Genomic DNA, 23,048 nt, shown 5'->3' with positions numbered 1-23,048 from the left:
CGCTTCCCGCTCGGTCGCGATCGCGACGGGACGGGACGGGTACCCGGGTGAAGACGTGCCGAGCGGGGTCGGTGCAGAAAGGCGGGCTACTCGTTCAACGGCTCCGGTCCGCCCCGAGGCCCGTGTCCCCGCCCTGGCCGAGCGAGAAGATCTGGTCGAGTCCGACGATCCGCAGGATGCGCAGCGTGTTGGCGGGTACGGCCTCCAGCGCTATGTCGGCCTGCGCGGTGTGGGCGTGGTGGTGGGCCGCGATCAGGGCGCTGAGTCCGCTGGAGTCGCAGAAATCCATGCGGCCGAGGTCCAACGTGAGGCGCTGGCCCGGCCGAAGGGAGACGGTGGGGATCAACTCCCGTAGTTCGGAGACGGTGTCGTAGTCGAGTTCGCCGGCGATCTCCAGAACAGGGCCGGCGGCGGCATCTCGGATGGTGATCTTCAGCGGGCTCATCGGGTGTTTCTCGTCAGGGTGTCGGGGGCGGGGACGCCGAGGGCGAGCAGGGCGGTGTCGTCGTCGAGCCCGTCTCCGAAGCTGTGCAGCAGCCCGGTGAGGGCTTGCACGAGGGCGGGCGTGGACCTGCCGGCGTGGTCGGCGGCGAAGGCGAGCAGGGCCTCGTCCCCGTACAGGCTGGAGCGGTCCTCGCTCGTACGGGCCTCGGTGATGCCGTCGGTGTAGAGCAGGAGGGTGTCGCCGGGGGCGAGGACGGTCCTGGCCGCGGCGAAGGTGGCGGAGGGCACGATGCCGACGAGGAGGCCACCAGGGGTGGGCAGGAACGCGGCGGTGCCCTCGGCTCGCAGCACGATGACCGGCGGGTGGCCGCCCGAAGCCAGGTGGACGGCGACCTGTCCCGTGTCCGGGTCGGGTTCGAGGGTGCCGAACACGGCGGTGCAGTACCGCGGGTCACCGCTGCCGCCCGCGTACCGTTCGTAGAGCACCTTGTTGAGGGTGCTCAGGGCGGAGACGGGATCGGAGCCGTGCAGGGCGGCGGCGCGTAGGGTGTGGCGCGTCAGCGACGTGACCGCGGCGGCTTGGGGCCCCTTGCCGCACACGTCGCCGAGAAAGAAGCCGAAGCGTTTTTCGTCGATGGGGAAGACGTCGTAGAAGTCGCCGCCGATCTTGTCGGGATGGGCTGTGTGGTAATAGGCGGCTGTGTCCACCCCGGGGATCGACGGCAGGGTGTCGGGCAGCAGTGACTGCTGGAGGACGGCCAGGGCGTCCTCCAGTCGGGCCCGGTCGGCTTCCGCCCGCTTGCGCGCTTCATCGGCGGCCTTCCGCTCGCGCAGGAGTTCCTCCTCGTAGGCGCGGCGGTCACGGGCGTCGAAGAGGGTGGTGCGGATCAACAGGGGCTCGCCGGTACTGCCGTGCTTGACCACGGAGGAGACCAGCACCGGCATCCGGCCGTTCGGCTGCTTGATCTCCAGGGCGATGCCGCTGATCTCGCCCCGCATCCGCAGCAGCGGCGCGAAGTGCGTCTCGTGGTACAGCATTCCGCCCACGGTCAGCAGGTCGGTGAACCGCATCCGGCCCACCACCGCCGCACGCTCCAGGCCGAGCCAGGTCAGCAGCGTGGTGTTGATCTTCGCTATGGTGCCGTCCATCAGGGTCGACATGTATCCGCACGGCGCGCTCTCGTACAGGTCCTCGGCGCTGTCCTCCAGCAGCGAGGCGAACGCGGCGCCGGACGACTTCTCCTCGTCGGCCTCATGCGGATCGGGGTGCTGCCCGGCGCGGCACATCACCGCAAGCTCTTCAGGAACGTACGGATGGCGTCATTCGTGGCGTCCGGCGCGGACAGGTGCGGGCAGTGGCCGTACGCGTCCAGGGTGACGAGCGTCGAACCGGGGATCGTCCGGTGGATGAAGGCGCCCACCTCGCGGGGGGCGATCACGTCCTGGGTGCACTCGAGCACCAGGGTCGGCACCGTCACCGTCTTCAGGTCGTCCCGTGAGTCCGACAGGAACGTGGTGCGGGCGAAGACCCGCGCCATCTCCGGATCGGTGGCGCAGAAGCTGTTCTTCAGCTCGTCGCCGAGGTCCGGCCGGTCCGCGTTCCCCATGATCACGGGCGCCATGGCCGCCGACCAGCCCAGATAGTTCGACTCCAGTGACGCCAGCAGCTCGTCGATGTCGTCGGCGCTGAAGCCGCCGCGATAGCCGTCGTCGTCGATGTACCGCGCGGACGGAGCCACCATCACGAGCGCCCCGATCCGCTCCGGGACCCTGTCGGCCGCCAGCACACCGATCATCGCGCTGACGGAATGGCCCACGAACACCGCGTCGTGCAGATCGAGCGCCTCGCACACCTCCACCACGTCCTGGGCGTAGCCGCTCAGCGAGCCGTAGCGAGCCGCCGAGAACGCGGTCGCGTCCGAGCGGCCCGCACCGACGTAGTCGAACAGCACCACCCGGTAGTCCTCGGTCAGGGCGGGCACGGTCAGCCGCCACATGTTCTGATCGCAGCCGAACCCATGAGCCAGCACCACTGTGCGCCCTTGCGGGTTGCCGGTGACGGTGACGTTGTTCCTACGAGCGACATCCATGCCCGGCAGTCTCTCAGGACCTGCCGGGTGCCTCCTTGTGACCATCCACCCCGTGTATCCCTCCCGCCCCTCCACAAACCAGGTCACGGCGGAACCGACCCGACCGCCGGGAACACGCCCGTCTCCGCGGGGGAACCGCCCGCAGGGGAAGGGCCCCGTCTCCGCGGGGACGGAAGCACATCTCCGCGGGGAGCGCAGCACGGCCGGACGATCCGGAGTCTGCGCTCCACAAGTACGGGTACTCGGCCGCCATGGACCACGAATACTGGAACATCGCGCTCTCGAACGCCGCGTTCGGCACGCTCGGCGCCCTGCTGGGCGGGCTCGTCATCGCGGGAGCCCTGGTGTGGGCCGTGGGGCTGGGCATCCGGGCGCGCCGTAGCGAGCCGGGCCCGCCCAGGACTCATGAGCAGCCCAAGCTTCCGCAGTCGGGGCCCGCGCACGAGACCTCGGAGATCAGGGAACCGAACGAGGTACCCCGCGCCGCGAACGAGGGCGAGCGCCTCACCCCGCATCAGCTCGGCGGTGCCGGCAGCAAGCGCAGTGACCGACAGGAGCGGCCGCGCTGGGACTCCGGTTCGAGCGGGTCGTTCGGCGACGGGGGTTCCGGCTGATGCCGAACCACCCGGACCATCCGAACCGCCCGGACCACCCGGACCGGCTTCGGCAGCGGAACGCGCGTCTGCGCGCACCTGATCCGGGTACTCGGCGCCCCGTCCCCTTCCCTTCCCGTTCCCCAGCGAGGTGATGAAAGTGGCATCGACTCCACACCGGTCGGACCTGGCCGGCCTCTCCGCACTCGTCACGGGCGGATCCAGGGGCCTCGGGCTGCTGCTGTCCGCACGTCTGGCCCAGCGCGGCTGCCTGGTCACGATGGCGGCACGCGACGAGGACGAACTGCGTCGCGGCGCCGAATGGGCCGAGGAAAGGACCGGCAAGAAGGTCTCCACCGCGGTGTGTGACGTCCGCGACCGGCACGCCGTGGAGTCGGTCGTCCGGCAGGCGGATGCCCGGCACGGCGGGCTGGACATCGTCGTCGCCAACGCCGGTGTCATCCAGGTGGCCCCGGTGGCCTCGCTCGGCAGCGTTGCCTTCGAGGACGCCATGGACACCATCTTCGGTGGCGCCGTGAACACGGCCATGGCCGCGCTCCCCTCGCTGCGCGCGAGCGAGGCCGGAGGCCGGCTGTGTCTCATCGGCTCGGTCGGCGGACTGCTCGCCGTTCCGCATCTGCTGCCGTACTCGTGCGCCAAGGCCGCCGTCGGAGCGCTGGGCGAGGGACTGCGGGCCGAGACGGCCGGAGACGGCCTCAGCGTCACGACGGTCCATCCGGGGCTGATGCGCACCGGCTCACATCTTCAGGCCGAGTTCGGGGGACGCCCGTCCCGGGAGTTCGCCTGGTTCTCGGCTCTCTCGGGGGCGCCCGTCGTCTCGATGGACGCCGAGCGTGCGGCGGAGCGCATCGTACGGGCGCTGGAGAAGCGCAGGACCCGCCTGGTGCTGACACCCGCCGCGCGTGCCGCGTCGGTGGCGCACGGCGTGGCACCGGCCACGGTCACCCGGCTCAGCGGGCTCGCGGCCCGGCTCCTGCCCGCTCCCACGGCCACCCACGGCGACGCCGACGCGGCCGGACCCGGCATCGAGCAGGGCCACGGCATCGATCGGTCCGCCGCCACCTGGACGGAGAAGGTACGCAGGCTGGGAAGCGGCCTCAACGACCGCGCCGCGCGCCGCTACAACCAGCGGATCCCGGGCCCGCCGACCAGCGCCTGACGCCTGGCCGTGGTCGAACCCCGCGACAGAAGGAGCTCTCATGCGCGCACTGACCTGGCACGGCAAGAGGGACGTCCGTGTGGAGACCGTGCCGGACCCGCGGATCGAGAAACCCGACGATGTGATCGTACGGATCACGTCGAGCGGCATCTGCGGATCCGACCTTCATCTCTACGAGCTGTTCGGCCCCTATCTGGACCCCGGGGACATCCTGGGACACGAGCCCATGGGCGTGGTCGAGTACGTCGGGTCCGAGGTTCACGCCCTCAAGCCGGGCGACCGTGTCGTGATCCCCTTCAACGTGTCGTGCCGCGACTGCCACATGTGCGACCGCGGGCTGCACTCGCAGTGCGAGACCACACAGGTCCGTGAACGCGGCACCGGTGGCGCGCTCTTCGGGTACACCAAGCTCTACGGGCAGGTCCCGGGCGGCCAGGCCGAGTTGCTGCGGGTCCCGTTCGGCAACAGGCTGCCCATCAAGGTCCCGGACGGGCCGCCGGACGACCGCTACGTCTATCTGTCCGACGTCCTGCCGACGGCCTGGCAGGCGGTCGAGTACGCCGACATCCCCGACGGCGGCACGGTGACCGTCCTCGGTCTCGGCCCGATCGGTGACATGACGACCCGGATCGCGCAGCACCGCGGGGCCGGTCTGGTCATCGGCGTCGACCCGGTCGCCGAGCGCCTCTCCCGCGCCTCCGCACACGGCGTCACGTGCTTCGACGCCCAGCGCGGCGGCACCGAACTGACCGAGTCCGTACAGGAACTGACCGAGGGGCGGGGCACCGACGCGGTCATCGACGCCGTCGGGATGGAAGCCCACGGAGCACCGTTCGCGAAGGCCGCCCAGTGGGTCACCACTCTGCTTCCGGACAGCGTCGCGCAGCCGCTCATGGAGCGAGCCGGCGTGGACCGCCTGACCGCACTCCACACGGCCATGGAGCTGGTACGGCGCGGGGGCACGGTCTCCGTCTCCGGCGTGTACGGCGGAGCGGCCAGCCCCATGCCGCTGCTGACCATGTTCGACAAGCAGATCCAGCTACGGATGGGCCAGGCGAACGTGTGGCGCTGGGTCGAGGACATCCTGCCTCTGCTGACCGACGCCGATCCGCTCGGCGTGGACTCCTTCAAGACCCACGACATGCCGCTGGAGGACGCCCCCAAGGCGTACGCGATGTTCCAGGCCAAGGAGGACGCGATGGTCAAGACGCTTCTTCACCCCTGATCCCGGATTCCACGACTCGATCCGGACTACACCCTGCCCATGTGATGCGACCGCATGAACGACCTGGAGTTGACCGATGGAAGAACGACAGACCCCTGGCCAGAGCCGAGAGGTGGGCGTGTGCAAGGCGTGTGGGAGCAGGCCGGCCGTCTCGTCCGAGGGCGGGACGATGCTGTGCGAGCACTGCTCCCGAGTGCTCGAACTGCCGGACCAGGCAGCGTTGGTGGACGATGACGGGGCCGGAGTCCGGCGCGATTTCGAGAACCTCGACGGCCGCCCAGAGGCCTGAAGGCAGGTCGTACGACGCGACGTCCACCCGGAGGGGTCACGAGAACAGCGCGCCGCATCGGCCGGAAGCCGCGAGGTCAGGTCAGTCCTCGGTGACGACCCGCACCGTTTGAGGTGCGGGTCGTCGGCATCGAGCAGGAACATTCCGAAATCCCGCAAGACAAGACGCCGTCAGCCAGAGCACCACCCGTGAAATGGGTACTCGGACGAAACCGATGACCGGCCACGGCTTCCTCCCGGCGGGGACGGACGCGACGGCAGGGAGGCCTCTGATGACACGGCGCGACGAGGGGATGTTGCGGATGCTGAGGAGCCTGCTGGCCGGCAGCCATGTGATGTCCTTCGAGCAGTTGCCCTCGCGGGTGGCCGAGCAGGCGTCCGCGGCCGACTTCGACGACGTACGCATCTACCTCGGAGACCTGCAGCGCGATGTTCTGCGCCTGCTCACCGGCGAGGGGCCGGACGCCGCGCAGCAGACCCGAGACGCCCAGCCGGAAATGCCGGTCGAGGGCACCGTCGCCGGGCGCGCCTACCAGTACGGACACATCGTGGCCGCCGCCGGCAGCGAGAACGGGTACCAGACCTGGTGGGTGCCACTTCTGGACGGCACCGAGCGCCTCGGCGTCCTGCGCGTAACCAGTACCCACGGCGGTAACGGGCTTCACGAGGACATGCTGACGCTGGCGTCGATGGTGGCCATGCTGGTCGTCAGCGGTCGGGACACCAGCGACTCCCATGCCCGTCTGACCCGCATCAAGGCGATGAACGTCGCGGCCGAGATGCAGTGGACGCTGATGCCGCCGCGCACCTACGCCGACGACCGGGTCATCATCGGCGCGGCCCTGGAACCGGCCTACGAGGTCGGCGGCGACGCCTACGACTACGCCGTCGCTGGAGACACCATCCACTTCTCGGTCTTCGACGCCATGGGACACGACACCTCCGCCGGACTCACCGCCAATCTCGCCGTGGCCGCCTGCCGCAACCACCGCCGTCAGGGCACTCCCCTCGACCAGCTCGGTGACCGCATCGAACAGGTTCTGATGGAACAGTTCGGCCACAGCCGTTACGTGACCGGGATTCTCGCCGATCTGGACACCAAGAGCGGCATCCTGACGTGGGTCAACCGCGGCCATCATCCGCCCATCGTGATCCGCGGCGGACGCTGGTCCACGCTCCTGAAGTGCCCGCCGTCCCACCCCATGGGTACCGACCTGCATCTGCCCACCACTCTCTGCCATGAGCAGCTCGAACCCGGCGACCGCCTCGTCTTCTACACCGAAGCCCGCGTCGGGGGCCAGGAGTTCGGCCTCGCGCACTTCATCGACTTCCTCGTCCGCCACCACAGCGACGGCCTGCCCGTCCCCGAAACCCTTCGCCGCCTCGTCCGCGCCCTGCTCCAGCACCACAACCAGCAATTGCGGGACGACGCCACCATCCTGGTGTGCGAATGGTTCGGTCCGCAGCCCCGGACATACACCGTCGTCGCACCGCAGGCGGGCGTACCGCTCCCGCACGACCCCCTGTAGTCACAGCGCCCCGGTCACCGGACGCCCCGCTCCATCGATCGCCGCGCGGGTCCGGCCTGTGGGAGAGGAGCAACCACGACCGAAGAGATCGGGATCCCTCGCGGGGCGTGCGTCTTCGCTCCAAAGCGCCACCGTCCGGATTCCCTGCCGCTCCGCCCGGAAACGCCGCCTCGACGGCGGTGGCACGCCGGGTGCCATTGGTTCCGCGGGCGTCACCAGTGGGCCGAATGTGTGATTCATCCTGGTTTGGGAACGCGCAAAGGATGCGGTACTTCGAACAGCGGAGGCGTACATGGCCGTACGGCATCGTCTGATCCAGAAGCCCCCCGCAGCCGTCTGGGCCGTCCTGTCCGACGCCCAACGGTTCGAGGAATGGGTGGTCGGCACCTCCCGGGTCGAAGCGGACGAAGGAAGGTGGCCGGACCTGGACTCGACTCTCCGCTACGAGATCGCCATCGGGCCGATCACGTTGCACAACCGGACCATCGTGCGCCGCAGCGAACCGAACACCGTCCTCGAACTGGAGGCGGACAGCGGACCGCTGGGGACCGCGAGGATCGCGCTGGAGCTGCGGCCCTGGGGCGAACACACCTTGCTGATCCTGGACGAACACCCCTTGCGCGGCCCGGGTGGCGCCCTCCACAACGGCCTCCTGGACGCGGCGCTGCAGGTGCGGCACCGCGCGATGCTCCGTCGTCTCGCCCGGCTCTGCGAGTCGACCGAAGAGCCGTCGCGCACCCCGGTCGACCGGGCCGGCCGGCCGCGCAGCGCCTGAACCGGGGCCGGGACCGGGACCAGCAGGCGATCACGCCACTGGGCGCGACGCCCCCATCGAGCCAGGAGCACGTCATGGCGGACGCAGTAGTGATCGGGGCGGGCCCCAATGGTCTCGTCGCGGCCAATCTTCTGGTAGACGCCGGCTGGAGTGTGGAGGTGCTGGAGGCCCAGGACACGCCCGGCGGGGCGGTGCGGCACGACCATGGGGTCGACCCCGATTTCATCAGCGACGTCTTCAGCGCCTTCTATCCCCTGGCCGCCGCTTCACCGGTTCTCGACGACCTGCATCTGGAGCACGAGGGGCTGGTGTGGAGCCACGCCCCGAAGGTCCTCGCCCACCCCTTGCCCGACGGCCGGTGCGCGGTCCTCAGCCGTGATCTGGAGGAGACCGCAGCGAGTCTGGACGTGTTCGCTCCGGGCGACGGACCGGCTTGGAAAGACCTCTGGCGCGTCTGGGAGAGACTGCGCGAGGGCGTCCTCGACGCCCTGTTCACTCCGTTCCCTCCGGTGCGCGCCGGCGCCGCGCTGGCCTTGCGGCTGCGGGGTGCCGGAGGGCTGCGGCTGGCCAGGACGATGGTGCTGCCGGTGCGCCGAATGGGCGAGGAGGAGTTCCGCGGCGAGGGAGGCCGGCTCCTTCTCGCGGGCAACGCCCTGCACGCCGACCTGGCGCCGGAAGCCGCGGGCAGCGGCGGTTTCGGATGGATCATGTCCATGCTCGGCCAGACGTACGGCTTCCCCGTTCCGGTCGGCGGCTCGGGAGCCCTCAGCGGCGCCCTCGCCCGCCGTCTGACGCGGCGCGGCGGAACCATCCGCTGCGGCGAACAGGTCACCGAGATCGTCATTCGTGGCGGCCGCGCCGTAGGCGTCCGCACAGCAGCCGGCGAGGGGGTCCCGGCCCGCAAGGCGGTCCTGGCCGATGTGTCCGCACCCGCGCTGTACGGCTCGCTCGTGGCCGAGGACCATCTCCCCCCGCGGCTGCTCGCCGACCTGAAGCGCTTCCAGTGGGACTTCGCCACGTTCAAGGTCGACTGGGCTCTGAACAGCCGGGTGCCCTGGAGCTGTCCGGAGGCCGCTCAGGCGGGAACGGTCCACCTCGCCGACGATGTCGACGCTCTCACGCGTTTCGCCTCCCAGATCGCCATGAGTCGCGTCCCCGACGAACCCTTCTGTCTCTTCGGCCAGATGACCACCGCGGACGCCACCCGCTCCCCCCGCGGCACCGAGGCCGCCTGGGCCTATACGCATGTACCGCAACAGGTGCGGGGCGACGCGGGGACCGACGGACTGACGGGAACGTGGGACACCCGAGAGCAAGAAGCCTTCGCCGACCGCATCGAGAGACACGTCGAGCACTACGCCCCCGGGTTCCGCGGCCTCGTCCGGGCCCGGCGCATCCTCGCCCCGCCCACGTTGGAAAGCCTGGACGCCAACCTGCACCGCGGCGCCATCAACGGTGGCACCACCGCCCTGCACCAACAGCTCGTCTTCCGGCCCAGCCCCGGTACCGGCCGCCCTGAGACACCCGTCCTCGGTCTGTATCTGGCCTCCGCCTCCGCGCACCCGGGCGGTGGAGTCCACGGCGCCCCCGGAGCCAATGCCGCCCGGGCCGCCCTGCGCCGGCACCGCACGGCCGCTCTCTCCCGCCTCCAGAGCCGGCTGACCCACCGCGACCGCGGGGGCCGACGATGACGAGAGATCGGAGGTCGGCCAACACGCGGCCGCGTCGGCAATCGCCGCCACCGGACCGCGGCGTGAGAACCGACGGGCCATGGGTACCCGCGCCGCAGGAGCACGCCGGCGTGCACGGTGTCAGACGTCTGTACGCGCTCGTACGCGCGGAACCCACAGGCGCTCGCGACGCTCCAGCGAACACCATGGCACCGAACCCGGCACACCGATCAGTGAGGCCGATCATGAGTGATATCCCGACCCCATCGCAGGCAGAGGGCGAGCGCACCGACGCCGAGGCGGAAGCGGCCCTTCACGACGTTCCTCGAACAACTCCGTCACAGGCGGAAGGCGAGGACACAGAGGAAGCGAACGAGGGGAGCGAGCGAAGCACGCATGCCGCCGAGTCGAAGTCCTGACCCGGCCCCCGTCCGGCAGCGCATCGGCGCACCTGGGAGGAAACCCCGTTGACATGAGGCTGATCAGCGAACGCTCGCGACGCCGCCGCGCGCCGAAGTCCTGGCTCTCCTACGGCGCCAGCGCCCTTCTGCTGGACGTCGGCAACGCCGAACTCATCCGCCGCACCCACCGGTTCGCCCCCTCGGCGGCCCGCGCGCTCGTGCCGTACACGGGCTGGTGCGTCTTCGCCACGGCGCTCAACGGCGCCATCGTGCGCAGGAACCCCTCACACCGCGTCTCGTGAGTCGCAACGGGTCTGTGAGCGCGCCCGACTCATCATGCGTCGGCCCCCGGTACGGCGTACCGGGAGCCTGGGCGACGGGTTCGCGAGTTCAGTCGTCGCCTCTGACGATGTTCCACTCGGCGGTCGCGGGCCTGATGGCTGTGGCGCACTCGTCCGCGACGGCGGCGACGGAGGTACGCGCGCTTCCGCGAGGTAGGTGACGTGCCTTCGCCCAGCCGGTCTTCGGCACTCGGAGGACGGGCTTCTCTGCGGTTCGCCTGGTCACGGCGTCTCATCTTCTCTCGTTCCGCTGGTGCACCGAGTAGCCCGTCGGCACACGGCCAAACGTCTCGGCCCGGCCGGCGGTCTCAGCACCTCCCTGGCCCTCATGGGCATGTCCCACCCGACCGGAGCGGGCACAGAATGTCGGGTGCGGCAGGCTTGGCCCTTCCTACGTTGGTGATCGAAAGGGAAGGAGGCCGGGCTTGCTGGATCGGTTGAACCAGGCCATGGAGTACATCGAGCGTCACCTCGACGAGCACATCGAGGTGGCCGAGCTGGCCCGGATCTCGGTCACGTCGGAGTACCACTTCCGGCGGCTGTTCTCCACACTGGCGGGCATGCCCCTGTCGGAGTACATCCGACGCCGTCGGCTGACCGTCGCGGGGGCCGAAGTCCTGGGCGGGGAAACGACGTTGCTGGAGATCGCGATCCGCTACGGCTACACGTCGGGGGAGGCGTTCGCCCGGGCCTTCCGCGCCGTGCACGGCGTCGGTCCCGGCGAGGCCAGGCGCACCGGCGCGGCACTGAGCTCGCAGGCCCGGCTCTCCTTCCGCCTCACCGTCGAAGGGAACAGCACCATGCGGTACCGGATCGTGGAGAAGAAGTCATTCCGAGTCGCCGGCAGGAAGGCCCGCGTCCCGTTGATCTACCAGGGCGTCAACCCTCACATCGCCGAGCACATCCGGAGCATTCCGCCGGAGACGATGGTCCGGATCGCCGGGCTCTCGGACGACGACCCGGAAGGCGTGGTGTCGGCCACCGTACGGCTGTCGGACGGCTTCGAGGAGGGCAGCGAACTCGACTACTACCACGCCGTGGTGACGACGGCCGCCGAGGTGCCCGAGGACCTCGACGTCCTGGACTGTCCGGCGGGCACCTGGGCCGTGTTCGACAACACCGGACCGTTCCCGGAGGCGCTGCAGCAGATGTGGGGTGACGTGGCCGCCCAGTGGATCCCGTCCAACCCGTACGAGTACCGGCCGGGCCCGGAGATGCTGCGTATCCGCACGTCGCAGGACGACCCGACCCAGTCCGACGCACAGCTCTGGATCCCGGTGACCCGCACGCCGGCCTGAGCGGGAGGATGCGCCGGCAACCTCCTGAGGCCGTCCGGCTCACCATGAGGGGGCTTCATTACCCCGAATCCGAAACTCGAATCGGGGATTTCCGGAGTGAATTGCCGCGGCAGCGGATCCTCAAGAAGGTGAGATCGGCAGGTATAGGGATCGGTCCGCCGGGCATCCGATGCCACGGAGGTTGATAACTATGGTTCCCGTTCTTCTCGTTCTTCTGCTCGCGCTGATCCTCTTCGGTGCCGGTTTCGCGCTCAAGGCGCTGTGGTGGATCGCTGTCATCGTGCTGATCGTGTGGGCACTCGGTTTCGTGATCCGCCCGACGGCGAGCGGTGGCAGGCGTGGCCGCTGGTACCGCTGGTGAATCTCGCCGACCAACGGTACCCACGGGTGGGGCCCCGACACTTCCGTGTCGGGGCCCCACCCGTTTCCACTCTCCGTATCGGCATGGACCGGTCGTGGTTAATCCTCCGCATCGGGGTACTCGGAGGGCGTGAATCCACCGAATTCGGTGGTGCTCAATAAGACTCCGCGGTAAGACAGTTCGACGTGGAGTGGCAATGAATCACGACAAGGGAGCCGTTCCTTATGAGTGACAGCCTCTGGGGCTACCAGCCGACCGCCGGCCACACCGCGGGCACCGATCTGACCGGGTACAAGGTCGAGGCGACCGACGGCAGCATCGGGAAGGTCGACAAGCACTCGGACGACGTCGGCTCCGCCTACCTCGTTGTCGACACCGGCGTATGGATCTTCGGCAAGCACGTTCTCCTGCCGGCCGGAACCGTGCAGCGGGTCGACCACGAAGAGCGGAAGATCTACGCCGCCCTGACGAAGGACCAGATCAAGGACTCCCCCGAGTTCGACAAGGACAAGCATGTCGGAGACGCGGGGTACCACGACCAGATCGGCACCTACTATCAGGGCCACCGCGGGATCTGACCTCAGCACCGGCCCTACGGCGGGGCCGGCCGGAGCTTCTCCGGCCGGTCCCGCTCGGCGTGCCGCGCCGCTCGTCGAGGAGGCACGCACGCGCTCGGTCCACGAGCCGACTGCACTGGTTCTCCTCCCTTATGTCGCATGCGACCGCGACCGCTTTACGGCCCGCCTGCTCGACCGGCCGGGCCGTCTCGGCCGCGTCCTCCGACTCCTGAGGCAGGTGGGTGAACAGGACGTCCGCTCCCTCGCGTGCGTAGGCGAGCGCCACCGCCCGCCCGATGCCGGAGTCGCCGCCCGTCACCAGGGCTTTGCGGTTCTGGAGCAGCCCGCAGCCTTCGTAGGAGTCTTCGCCGTGGTCGGGCGGGGGGTCCATGGGTCCCGTCCATCCGGGATGTTCCTAATCCTGCTGCGGAAGGTCGGGGCGGGGATGCTTGTCGAGCGGATTGTCAGGCATGGAACACCCTTCTGCGATCGGGGTCCGTCGGGGCGAGGCGGCGCGGGCCGGAAGGAACCGACGGCACGGTCCCCGGCTACCGTCCCCGAACGGGGGCCGGTGCCGCGCCACCACCCGGCGCTGGGGCGGCGCGGCGTTGACCGATGATGCGCCGCTCCAGCCCGCACCACAGCGCGCCGAAGGTCCGGACTGAGGACCCGGACCCCCCTTCCCCACGCGCATCAAGTGGCACGCATTCCGGACTCCCCGAAGCACTCCGCCGAGCGTCAGTGCCCACGCCGGGCGCCGACTCGTGCGCCGCCTGGGGCGCCAAGGCGGGTGGTACCCAGGCGGCTCCAGGCCGCCTCATGCCGCTGGAGCCGGGGCGGAAGGGTCTGGTCCTGGTGGGCAGGAACCCTGTCCTGTCCACCAGGGGCAGGGCAGCATCCGATCCGGCGATCTCTACACGGAGGGCGCCACCGCGTTGCCCTCAGCCGGCGCGCGGGCAGCTCACCCGGACACGTGCGTGGACTCGGCGGACAGCATCCCGCGATGGTCTTCGTCCTGAATCAGCAGCGAGAGGAGTGAAGCCACCGTCAGCCCCTGACCTGCTTCGGTCGGATGACGCAGGATCTTGGCCGGGTCGATCTGATACGTGTTGCCACGACCCTGACGGACGTGGGAGAGGTAACCGGCCTGCTCCAGGTCCGCGATGATCTTCTGCACCGCCCGCTCGGTCAGGCGGCACCGCGCGGCGATGTCGCGGACCCGCGCGCTCTGGTTGTCCGCGATGGCCGCGAGGACGCGAGCGTGGTTCGTCAGGAACGTCCAGCCGTTGTGTGACTCGGGTACCCCATCCATGTGCCAAGTCTACTGAGCCCGGATGCGCGCATCAAAAAACACGTACACGCGTTCACGTATCGGTTGACGTATGTTGCCTTCCTGGGGGAACGTTGGAGTGGACCACGCGAACGCCTGTGGGAGTGAGTCATGCATCAGCCGCCATACCGGGCCGAGGCCCTCACCGCGCCGGACCTCCCCTGCCCCGATCCAGGCGGTGCCGCACGACTGCTTCCGCCCGGCCGGGCATCCGCGCCGCCCTCCCCCACCCCGGACGACATCCCGACCCTGGTGGCACTGCACGGGGAGCTCGACTTCCCCTCGGCGGCCCGAGTTCGGGATCAACTGGGCGAAGCCCTCGCCGCGTCGCCCAGCGGCCTCGAGCTGGATCTGAGCGGACTCGCCTTCTGCGACTGCGCCGGCTTGAACGTACTGCTGGAAATCCGGCATCGGGCCTTGACGGTGGGCAAGACGTTCACCGTCCAGGCCGCCAGCGCCGCCGTCGACAGGCTGCTCGAGGTTGTGGGCGTTCAGGAGCTGCTTTCATCCAAGCGTCCGCGGTCCATGAATCCGCGGCACGGCGGACCCGTCACCGCACCACAGTCGCCCTGCGTCGGCGTACAGCACGTCCGGCGCCTGTCACTGCGCGTGTCCGATCCCGCGTGAGGGGGCAGGAGGTCCGGTCGTGTCAGCCGACGAACTGTTGGGAAAGCCGTCGTGGAAATCGAGAAAGTGTACGGACCGCAACCGTTGAAGGTCTCCTCGACGACCTCGGACGGCATCGTCACGGTGACCGTCTGCGGCGCGATCGACCACGCCAGCGTCGGCCCCCTCGCACAGGCTCTGACCTCCGGCCGACCCCCCGGCCGGCCGCGCATGATCGTCGACATGCGTCAGGTGTCCTTCATGGACTCCAGCGGCATCAACACCCTTCTCGCCACCCACGTCGACTTCACCCGAACAGAAGGCTGGCTGCGCCTGGCCGACGTTCCCGCCGCCATACTGCGCACCCTGGAGACCGTCGGCGTCGACACCGTCATCCCGTACTACCCCAACGTCCGCGAAGCCCTATCGGCCTGACATCACCCGGCAGGCATGGAGCAGGTTTGAGCCGACACTGCTGGCCCAACTCCTCAGCGCTGTCGCCGACGTGTGCGAGTGGGACCGAATCCACTGGGGCTTGCTGAGTGACACGGCAGACCGCGCCCAACGAGATGGCGCCCAAGACCGTGCCGAGCAGGTATTGACGGATCTCACGTCTGGACTGACCGGCCGAGAACCGAACATCGTGGTGACGGTCGGCGCGCTCATCGCTTCAGGCCGGCAGCTTCTGGGACTACTCGGCACCCAGGCAGGCATCCCTGGGGCCAGACCTACATCGTCCTGCTGCGCAATCCGTGACGAGATCCGCAACCATCGTCAACTCGGCGGGGCAAGGCATCTGTATCAGTCCACCGACCACGGTGCCCCCTCGATCCGGCCGATCAACCTCAAAGAACAAGCATGTCGGAGACGCGGACACGTGCCGTCTCACCTCGCTCAGCCAGTTTGGGCGCCCCGTGGGGTGGCCGGGACGTATTGAACCTCGATAGTTTCCCGAGGCATGGGAACTGATCTTGAAGGTAGGAGCTGTGGTTGAGCTGCGCCCGTTCACCCTTGCGGACGCTGGTGTGATCGTGTCGTGGATATCCGGGCCGGCCGAGTTGGTGACGTGGGCCGGTCCCGGGTTCACCTGGCCGTTGAATGAACCGCAACTCGCGACATATGTGACGGACTTGAGGCGCCGGAGCTGGATGGGGGTAGGAGCTGGCGGCCGATTGGTGGGGCATGCTTCCCTACGATTGGATGAGGGTGGCGAGACTGCCCGGCTCGGGCGGGTGCTCGTCGCCCCGGATGCCCGAGGTCAGGGATACGGGGCTGCGCTGCTGACTCGAGTCCTGACATTCGGGTTTGCTCAACTGGGCCTGGAGCGCGTGGAACTGGGGGTCTTCAGCCACAACAGCAACGCGGTGCGGCTCTATGAACGACTCGGGTTCCGCTTGGACCAGGTGCTGTCCGACGTGGAGCAACTCAACGGGCAATCCTGGTCAGCGCTGCAGATGAGCCTGGCCAAGGCAGACTGGTTTCTTGGGCCTGATCGAGCCGGAGCCTGAGGGGGCAGGTTCCGGGTGCCGATCACGGGCCGACGTGCGTAGGCGTCGTCGAGCCTCCTCCCCCAGACGCAACGCCTGGGCACCCGGCGACAGCTTCGCACGAGCCCCGCCCGCGCCACCAACCTGCTCGGTGCCCCTGCTCGTCCTGACGAACCTCGAACTCGACCGCTGACAGACGATCAAGGCCAAAGACTGCCGCCCACGACCAGCACGAGCACCCACGAACCCTGCCATCTTGACGGCTCCCGCCCGAAGCATAGAAATTTTATATTCATAGTTTATGGAAATAGCGGACTGGCGTGGCGCCCTCGATCGCTGGGAGCCGGTGACGTCTCAGTGCCCGGCGAAGGAATGGCGGCACGCACCTCGGCTGACCGAAGTTTTCCAGCGCAGGAACCGCACCGGCCACCACGAGCCGGAACAGCCCACGAACGGCCCTGACGAACGATCTACACCCAGGACACCCGCACACGAATCCGGCACGGGCGCCTGATGTGCTGAATTACGCCTGGTCCTGCGGTTTCGCCCAGTTCGCCATTTGGAACCCCGAACGCGGCTGGTTCAGCGAAGACGGACTGACGGCTCCAGGGGACCGACTGGGTCCTCCGATGCACTGTGGTCACAGGTCTCACACAAGGCACCTCGCCTCGTGCACGGCCAGCCCCGGTGGGAACGACCAATGACAGGCGTTACGAAATTAAAGGTTGGGGAACCCCGGACTCATGACGAATTCCGATGAAGAACAGCAGGCTGGAACGCCCCACGCTCGCGGCTCTCAGCCGAGCACGAGCCCAGATTCCGACAAGCCACAGACGATCGTCAGCCCAACGCCTCCCGTCGCCAAGACACCGGGCCCGCCGGAACCCAACGAAGTGACCGACGATGGCGACGCCCCGGAAGCGCCCCGTACTTCTAACGGCTGACAGCGAACAGACACTGCTGCAAGCAGTCGGGTGCTCCCTCCACATCCTCTGCTGGAGCCCTCGCCTTCTACGGACGGCGGAGGCAACCGGCCGGTGGGAAGCCAGTCATGCTCGGCCAGTCGACCCGTGCCTGAGCTCCAGGGACGACCTCGAACCGCCTGTGCAGACCAGCCAGTTCATCCGGGGCAACGCCCCGCTGCGGGGCCTGCAAGCACAAATACTTCGGGGCCATTCGACGACTCAGCCAGGTCTCTTTCGTGATCTCCGACCGGCTCATCGCCCACCTCGTAGGAGCCGAGGAGACGCCGAAGCTGCAGCCATCGACGTGGGGTCCAGACCACCGCCAACCACCCTCTGCTGTCGACTCTTAGCCATCAGGCTGTGCGCACTGCCATCAGCAGTCCACTCGCCCATGCCATGCGGACGCATCGGAAGTCCTCGCGTTCGTCCAGCTCGGCCAGAAGGTGCCTGACGGAGGTTTCGTGGGCGTCTGGCCAGCCGGGCTGGGGGAAGAGGTCATCGATCAGGTAGGTCCCGCCGGGGGCCACGAGTTCCAGAGCCCGGTCGAGGTGGGTGAACTTGCCCGGCCAGGTGTCCGCGAAGACGAGATCGAAGGGAGCGCCGTCGAAATCTTCCAGCCATGCGCCGCCGTCCCCTGAAACGAAGGTCACCCGCGGGTCCTCTCCCAGCTGTTCTCGGGCGATGGCTTGGACAGCGGGGTCGAGTTCGACTGTGGTCAGACAGGAGGCGGAGTCCATGCCACTGAGGAGCCAGGCGGTTCCCTCTCCGACTCCCGTGCCGAGTTCGAGGATCCGGCCTGCGGGCCGGGCGGCGGCAAGTGCTGTCAGAAGGCTTCCCGTGCGGTCTTCGCTGGACATGGTGAAGCCCGCGCCGCGCGCCTTGGAACGCAATGAGGGCAGGGCGGTCGGGATGCGGCTCGGCGTGTCGTCCATTCGCAGATGATGCGAGGATCGCGCCATCGCAGGCAAGGCCAATTCTCGTCGCCAGGGGCCGAGGCCGCCGCTGACCACGGCGACGATCTCGGCGATCGAGGCGGGATTCGCAGCCCGGTCACGGCGCTGGTACGGGCCTTCACGCTCAGGCCGAGAACCTCATCCGCCTCATCCGCCTGGTCTTCAGGTCGCCGCCGTCGTCCAGACGGCGTGGCGCGGAGCGATCTCGGGCCGCACCACCAGGGACGGCCGCGTCGAAGGTCGGGCAGTGGGCGGAGACGCCGCCTGGACTGCTCAGGACCGGAGGGCTTTCCTCCGCGCTACCGCGCGGGCCCTGGCCCAGGCGTGCGGAAGCTCTCGCTCCCGGGCGCCGGCCGCAGCCCCCTCATGACCGTGCAGGACGCCCCAGGAGAAGGTGGGCTCCCCCGCCGCGTGGGCGAGGACCGCGAGGCGGCGCAGGACCTCCCGCGTCACCACGCTGTCGTGCTGGGCCCCGCTCACCCGCTGCACAGCCTTGGCGCGCTTGCCGAGACGCCGTGCGGGCTTGCCCAGGGACGGACGGGCCGCCTCCGCGGCGTAGCGGAGCCTCTTGGCGACCTTGCGGGCGTTGTGGATCGCGGTGTCGCGCTCGGGACCCGGCGCCATGTCGAGGGCCGGTTCCATACGTCCGGCGAGGCGGCGGTACTCCTTTCGGAGTGCCTTGCCGAGGACCTTCCCGGGTTTGCCGGCCGCCTTGGCGGTGTGCAGCGGTGGCGCCTCGGTGAGGGAAGTCAGGCCCTCCAGCAGGTTCAGGTAGCGGGGCGATGCGAGTACATCGAGTGTGCGGCGACGGGCCTCGGTCCGTTGTGCCACGTCCCAGACCTTGAGCCGTGCCTCGACCGGGCCCAGGACCAGTTCGCCGGGCAGTTCCCGCACACCCGAGATGAGGCGCTCGCGGAGTACTTCGTGGTCACGCTCGACGCCGAGTTCGTTGGCGAGCCACTTCAGGTCGCGGCGGATGGGGTCAGTGATCTTTCTGTCGAGGACGGAGCGATAGGAACGGAGGCAGCCGCGCAGGCGGCGTGCCGTGGTGCGCATCTGGTGGACGGAGTCGGGCGCCTCGCGGCGGACGGCGGGGTCGAGGTCCGTGAGAGCGCCGACGAGTCGGTCGATGTAGGCGAGCACGTACTCGCCGGCCGATCCCGGGACGGCGGCGGTGCCCGCGTCGGGCGGGCCCTGCGGGAACATCGTGGTCTCCGTCAGGGCGTGGACCACCTTGGACGGGCTCTGTGCCCGGTCGAGACCGTGCCGGCGCAGCACTTTCTCGACGCGGTCCAGGAGGACCGGGTCGCCGTCTTCGACGAGTTCGACCTCCATCTCCGTCCAGGCCGTCCCGCGTCCGGGGTCGCGGGGCGCCTCGGCGGACACCTCGTCCATGCTCAGCTCTGCCAGGACCTCGCCATGCGCGTCGAGGAGATGGTGCAACGAGCGGCTGGAGCGGATGCGCATCACGGGCCTCAGTCGCGCGCCGCGGGTGCGGGAGAGCACGAGGTCCCGCAGCTCCCCGGGAACGTCCTTCGACTTCAGCGGGGCCTGGATTTCCTCGCGGCTGTCTCCCGGGAGGGGGAGTTTCAGGTGCCAGCCGGCGTCGGCGCCGCCCGTCCTGCGCCGCAGGGACGCATGGGCGCGAGTCAGTCGCAGGTCGTCACTGTCGTAGTAGACGGCGTCCAGTTCCTGCGTTCCCCGATCTGCCACGCAGGCGATGGGTCCCGCGCCGGTCAGGTCGGACAGCCAGGAGGCATCGCCGTTGGGCACCGTGTATTTGCGTTCTGTCTCTCGCGTCGAAAGAGCCATACTCATCGCGTAGCCCAATCCCGGAATTCAAACCCTCGGGCGAGCACCTGCGCTTTGACGGTTGGTTTCTTGGCCAGCCGCCCCCTCTCCAGGATCATGCACAATTCACGGCGGCTCCGGAGCCCCGTTCACACCGTGAAGTCGAACGGGCACCCGCCCGCTGCCCACGCCTCAGGCTGCCGCCGGCTGCGCCTCCCACGGCCGCGGTCCCGCACCTTCCCGCCAGCGGCGCAGTTGCGGACCGTCGACGCACACGATGCCGCACTGCTCCGCGTAGTCGAGCGCGGGGGCGGTGAAGTCGCTGGTGGTGACCACGACGGCGACATCGGCGCCATGAACGGTGAAGCAGGTGCCGCCGAAGCGCTGCAGGTCCTGCGAGCCGACCCGGTTGCCGTCGCAGTACCGCTTGCACTGGATGACAAGCGAGCGCCCGTCGGGCGTCCTCGCCACGACGTCGGCGCCCAGGTCCCCGGCCCCGCCCACGACGTCCACGTCGAGACAGCCGTCGCGCCGGCACAGTTCGGCCACCGCCTGTTCGAACTCGTCCGGGTCCAGGGCCTCATAGGCGATCTCCACCGTAACCGCGGGCGTCTCGGGCACGCTCTGGGGAAGCAGGACGGTGGGATCCGTGCCGAGGAGGCCGCCGCCCACGCCGGCCCCGGCGGGGACCAGGCCGGCGGCGGGAGCCGGTGCCGCCGCGTCGAGCGCTTCGACCGCCGTCCGCGTGGTCGTCCAGGGCTGCAGCCGCGCGGCGCGCGATCCTCGCCGCCGATATGCGGCGCTTCCCGCGGCAGCCGGCCATGACGGCGCCAACAGCCATGAGGGCGAGCGCCACAGCCCAGGCGGGACGGTGCACCGCGGCCGCGGCCGCGGTGCGGGCGGCCGCGCCCACCAGAGCGAGGATGACCGCGAGGAGGGCGAAGTAGAGGGCCGTCGCCCGGAGTTCGAACCGGCGGGAGCGGCGCGCGGTACGCCGGGCGCGTGCGGGAACGGCCATGGTGATGTTTCCTCCCCTGGGACGTCAACGAAGATCAATTCGCGTCTTCCCAGGCAGCGGCCCTTCTACCGGGATCCGTCGTGCACGCCTCTTCCCGGCCGACGGCAGGCGCGGGCTCGCGACCATCGAGAGACACGCTGTCGTCCCGTTCCGGGAAACCGCAACGACTGCAAGGCCTGGGTGGAGTCCGGGCTCAGAGACGCTGTCCGGACGACGACGACCGTCGCCGACGGCGGCCGTCCCGGCACCGGCCTCGTTGTTCCGCACCGCCGGCCCAAGGGTCGCGAACTCATTGGAGGCAGGTTGAACACAACCGTGGGCACACGCAGGTTCGCGCCCCGGGGCGAAGACCTGAAAGATCCTGCGAGACTGCCGACTCCGAGGATGCCTGTGAACAGGTGCCGGTCTCAGCAGCACCAACTCAACCACCGTTCCCCACCGGCCAGCCTCCAAAAGCCGGCTCGGCGCTGCCCGGTGGTTGGGGAGCCCGTCAGATCGTCAACGCCTCGGCAAGGGTGGGACAGCAGACGATGATCGTATCGAGGCCTACGATTTCGACGACTCGTTGGACCGGCTCACTCAAAGCCGCCATACGAAGCTGACTACCCGCCGCAACGAGGTCACGGCTGGCCGCTACCAGGACGTTGATGGCACTGGAGTCCATGAAACTGACGGCGCCCATATCCAGTACCGTCAGCGCCGACGCGCTGTTTTCCTGAATGCGCAGTGCCTGGCGCAGTGTGCCGACGCTGTCGGCATCGAGTTCGCCGGCCACAGTCAGGACACCGATCCCGTCGACAGTCGCCTGCGTGATCGACAGGCGCGCAGGCTGCCCTTCCGAGTGATGAATGTCTGCCACGTACCCTTCAATGAATCTCGTCCCGCCCAGTCGTCCCTCGCGGGGTTAAGGCCCCTCAAGAACCGCATCATAGGGACCACGCGTCTCCGTGGCTGTGCCACAGGTAACGTGCCGGACAGTGCATGGCCGATACCGGGCGGGGTACGCGACGAAAACACGGAAGCGGGCGGCGATGGGTCATTCATCTGAGGAGACCGAGGGAAAACAGGCGGAGGCGCCTTCGTCGATGAAGGCCTCCCTGGCCTTGGACGTAGACGGAACCCGCATTGCGCAGGCCCGCCACCTCGCCGTGGCCTTCCTCACCACGGTGCGCTACGCGCACAGCATCCCGGTGGCAGACTCGACCGTGGAGATCGTCCAGTTGATCGTGAGCGAACTGGTCACCAACGCCCGCAAATACGCGCCGGGCCCGGCCCTCCTGCAGATGCAAGTCATCGGCGAAGCCCTGCGCATCGAAATGTGGGACAGCAACCCCCTACCGCCCACCGTGAAAGCCCCAGACCCCAGGCGGATCGGCCAGCACGGGCTGGAGATCGTCACCGCCCTCGCTCACAACGTCACCATCGAAGCGACCCCGCCCGGCAAACGCATCATCGCCACGGTCATGCTCAGCACGCCATAGCAGGACTAGCTCGACCCGGTGGATTCGGCCCCCCTCTCTGCCATGGGAATCGAGCGGGAGGCCGCCGCGCACCCACGGGCACCATGACAACCACACCGCGACAGACCATTCAAGCGCCTTCGCGGTTGCACATCTGAGGCTGCCGCGCGATCGGTTTGCCATACAAAGACTCCGAATGCCGCCGTCGGAACCACGAACTCGCGGTGCACGGCGTACGCCGCCGGTGAACTCCGGACCCGCTGCGTCAACTGATCCGGGCCACGGTCAGCGGGTGCGGGACACCGGACTCCGCCCGTAGAGCCTATTCCGCGTCGAGGATGCCGCCGATCACTTGGTCCAGGAACAGGTACTGAGCTTGCGCTTTAACCAACGGCTACATCCCAGCCTCCCCAGGCCGTTCGGTCCCGTTCCGCCGAAGGGTAGGTTCGCTTCTGTCAGCGCTGGCTGATCGAAGTAGCAGCGCGAAGGGGGCTGGCGTGAAGGACGAGACGGACATCCAAGTCGGGACTGACGTGCGGATTACCGGGGGACCGTTCACGGACTTCATGAGCCCTGTCGTGGCTGTTGACCATGATCGGGGCCGTGTCGAGTTGATGGTGGACATCTTCGGTGACGCGACCAGGATCGACATCCCCTTGTCGGATGTCGTGAGGGTTGTCTGATCT

General features: G+C 68.9%; 22 protein-coding genes and 3 pseudogenes. 16 read left to right on the top strand and 9 right to left on the bottom strand.

All coding sequences use genetic code 11. The features are described from left to right. Positions 1-94: 94 nt before the first annotated feature. Genes ACIQ7M_RS19170 through ACIQ7M_RS19160 form a run of 3 tightly spaced genes read right to left on the bottom strand, consistent with a single transcriptional unit; the run spans position 95 to position 2,534 of the window. The gene (locus ACIQ7M_RS19170; protein WP_403645552.1) at positions 95-445 is read right to left on the bottom strand and encodes an STAS domain-containing protein; all 351 of its coding nucleotides are present in this window, start codon (positions 443-445) and stop codon (positions 95-97) included. After that, entirely contained in the window at positions 442-1,731 is a 1,290-nt protein-coding gene (locus ACIQ7M_RS19165; protein WP_403645549.1) for a PP2C family protein-serine/threonine phosphatase, read from the bottom strand. Before ACIQ7M_RS19165 ends, ACIQ7M_RS19170 begins: the two co-directional genes overlap by 4 nt. Beyond that, positions 1,731-2,534, bottom strand: a complete 804-nt coding sequence (locus ACIQ7M_RS19160) for an alpha/beta fold hydrolase (protein ID WP_403645546.1) — start codon at positions 2,532-2,534, stop codon at positions 1,731-1,733. The genes ACIQ7M_RS19165 and ACIQ7M_RS19160 overlap by 1 nt, the downstream gene beginning before the upstream one ends. A gap of 251 nt (positions 2,535-2,785) precedes the next feature. Between ACIQ7M_RS19160 and ACIQ7M_RS19155 the strand changes: the two genes are divergently transcribed. The 10 genes from ACIQ7M_RS19155 (at position 2,786) to ACIQ7M_RS19110 (ending at position 12,773) form a co-directional block, all read left to right on the top strand. Then, on the top strand, positions 2,786-3,148 hold the full coding sequence (locus ACIQ7M_RS19155; protein ID WP_403645543.1) for a DUF6479 family protein: 363 nt from the start codon (positions 2,786-2,788) through the stop codon (positions 3,146-3,148). Between the two features lie 139 nt (positions 3,149-3,287). Next, entirely contained in the window at positions 3,288-4,307 is a 1,020-nt protein-coding gene (locus tag ACIQ7M_RS19150; RefSeq protein ID WP_403645541.1) for an SDR family NAD(P)-dependent oxidoreductase, read from the top strand. Positions 4,308-4,347: 40 nt separating this feature from the next. Further along, positions 4,348-5,532: an alcohol dehydrogenase catalytic domain-containing protein gene (locus ACIQ7M_RS19145; protein ID WP_403645538.1), complete on the top strand. Its 1,185-nt coding sequence runs from the start codon at positions 4,348-4,350 to the stop codon at positions 5,530-5,532. Between the two features lie 560 nt (positions 5,533-6,092). Next, positions 6,093-7,349: a PP2C family protein-serine/threonine phosphatase gene (locus ACIQ7M_RS19140; protein ID WP_403645535.1), complete on the top strand. Its 1,257-nt coding sequence runs from the start codon at positions 6,093-6,095 to the stop codon at positions 7,347-7,349. Between the two features lie 292 nt (positions 7,350-7,641). Further along, on the top strand, positions 7,642-8,124 hold the full coding sequence (locus ACIQ7M_RS19135) for an SRPBCC family protein (protein ID WP_403645533.1): 483 nt from the start codon (positions 7,642-7,644) through the stop codon (positions 8,122-8,124). 74 nt (positions 8,125-8,198) lie between these two features. Next, positions 8,199-9,815: a phytoene desaturase family protein gene (locus ACIQ7M_RS19130; protein WP_403645530.1), complete on the top strand. Its 1,617-nt coding sequence runs from the start codon at positions 8,199-8,201 to the stop codon at positions 9,813-9,815. Between the two features lie 451 nt (positions 9,816-10,266). Beyond that, a complete protein-coding gene (locus ACIQ7M_RS19125; protein WP_403645527.1) occupies positions 10,267-10,497 on the top strand; it encodes a tryptophan-rich sensory protein in 231 nt (76 codons plus the stop codon). Positions 10,498-10,961: 464 nt separating this feature from the next. Then, positions 10,962-11,834, top strand: coding sequence for an effector binding domain-containing protein (locus tag ACIQ7M_RS19120; protein ID WP_403645523.1), 873 nt, complete (start codon positions 10,962-10,964; stop codon positions 11,832-11,834). A 190-nt stretch (positions 11,835-12,024) separates the two neighbouring features. Beyond that, positions 12,025-12,195: a hydrophobic protein gene (locus ACIQ7M_RS19115; RefSeq protein WP_355774985.1), complete on the top strand. Its 171-nt coding sequence runs from the start codon at positions 12,025-12,027 to the stop codon at positions 12,193-12,195. Between the two features lie 224 nt (positions 12,196-12,419). Beyond that, positions 12,420-12,773, top strand: a complete 354-nt coding sequence (locus tag ACIQ7M_RS19110; RefSeq protein ID WP_403645520.1) for a PRC-barrel domain-containing protein — start codon at positions 12,420-12,422, stop codon at positions 12,771-12,773. A gap of 85 nt (positions 12,774-12,858) precedes the next feature. On the opposite strand, the pseudogene ACIQ7M_RS19105 reads toward ACIQ7M_RS19110, so the two are convergent. Together ACIQ7M_RS19105 and ACIQ7M_RS19100 are read right to left on the bottom strand one after the other, a co-directional pair. Continuing rightward, a pseudogene (locus ACIQ7M_RS19105) lies at positions 12,859-13,224 on the bottom strand (SDR family NAD(P)-dependent oxidoreductase); the annotation flags it as partial. Between the two features lie 489 nt (positions 13,225-13,713). Further along, a complete protein-coding gene (locus ACIQ7M_RS19100; RefSeq protein WP_403645517.1) occupies positions 13,714-14,064 on the bottom strand; it encodes a helix-turn-helix transcriptional regulator in 351 nt (116 codons plus the stop codon). A gap of 129 nt (positions 14,065-14,193) precedes the next feature. Here ACIQ7M_RS19100 and ACIQ7M_RS19095 point away from each other — a divergent pair, with 129 nt between their 5' ends. The 3 genes from ACIQ7M_RS19095 (at position 14,194) to ACIQ7M_RS19085 (ending at position 16,196) form a co-directional block, all read left to right on the top strand. Beyond that, entirely contained in the window at positions 14,194-14,709 is a 516-nt protein-coding gene (locus tag ACIQ7M_RS19095; RefSeq protein WP_403645513.1) for an STAS domain-containing protein, read from the top strand. 51 nt (positions 14,710-14,760) lie between these two features. After that, a complete protein-coding gene (locus ACIQ7M_RS19090) occupies positions 14,761-15,123 on the top strand; it encodes an STAS domain-containing protein (protein ID WP_403645510.1) in 363 nt (120 codons plus the stop codon). 551 nt (positions 15,124-15,674) lie between these two features. After that, a complete protein-coding gene (locus ACIQ7M_RS19085) occupies positions 15,675-16,196 on the top strand; it encodes a GNAT family N-acetyltransferase (protein ID WP_403645507.1) in 522 nt (173 codons plus the stop codon). Between the two features lie 1,297 nt (positions 16,197-17,493). Here ACIQ7M_RS19085 and ACIQ7M_RS19080 read toward each other — a convergent pair. From ACIQ7M_RS19080 to ACIQ7M_RS19070, 3 genes and pseudogenes are all read right to left on the bottom strand, one after another. Then, a complete protein-coding gene (locus tag ACIQ7M_RS19080; protein ID WP_403645504.1) occupies positions 17,494-18,072 on the bottom strand; it encodes an O-methyltransferase in 579 nt (192 codons plus the stop codon). 294 nt (positions 18,073-18,366) lie between these two features. After that, positions 18,367-19,905: a CHAD domain-containing protein gene (locus ACIQ7M_RS19075; RefSeq protein ID WP_403645501.1), complete on the bottom strand. Its 1,539-nt coding sequence runs from the start codon at positions 19,903-19,905 to the stop codon at positions 18,367-18,369. 171 nt (positions 19,906-20,076) lie between these two features. Then, positions 20,077-20,902, bottom strand: a pseudogene (locus ACIQ7M_RS19070) (restriction endonuclease). 141 nt (positions 20,903-21,043) lie between these two features. On the opposite strand from ACIQ7M_RS19070, the pseudogene ACIQ7M_RS19065 reads away from it, so the two are divergent. Further along, positions 21,044-21,296 (top strand): annotated as a pseudogene (locus ACIQ7M_RS19065) (IS5/IS1182 family transposase); the annotation flags it as partial. A 96-nt stretch (positions 21,297-21,392) separates the two neighbouring features. Here ACIQ7M_RS19065 and ACIQ7M_RS19060 read toward each other — a convergent pair. Further along, on the bottom strand, positions 21,393-21,761 hold the full coding sequence (locus ACIQ7M_RS19060; protein WP_403645498.1) for an STAS domain-containing protein: 369 nt from the start codon (positions 21,759-21,761) through the stop codon (positions 21,393-21,395). A 226-nt stretch (positions 21,762-21,987) separates the two neighbouring features. Here ACIQ7M_RS19060 and ACIQ7M_RS19055 point away from each other — a divergent pair, with 226 nt between their 5' ends. Continuing rightward, entirely contained in the window at positions 21,988-22,383 is a 396-nt protein-coding gene (locus ACIQ7M_RS19055) for an ATP-binding protein (RefSeq protein WP_403645495.1), read from the top strand. Between the two features lie 476 nt (positions 22,384-22,859). Beyond that, positions 22,860-23,045 (top strand): hypothetical protein, encoded by a 186-nt coding sequence (locus ACIQ7M_RS19050; RefSeq protein ID WP_403645493.1) that lies wholly within the window; start codon positions 22,860-22,862, stop codon positions 23,043-23,045. The last annotated feature ends 3 nt before the right edge of the window (positions 23,046-23,048 follow it).

The organism is Streptomyces sp. NPDC096324, assembly GCF_044763015.1.
Classification (GTDB): domain Bacteria; phylum Actinomycetota; class Actinomycetes; order Streptomycetales; family Streptomycetaceae; genus Streptomyces.
This window is presented reverse-complemented; position numbering and strand designations above follow the sequence as displayed.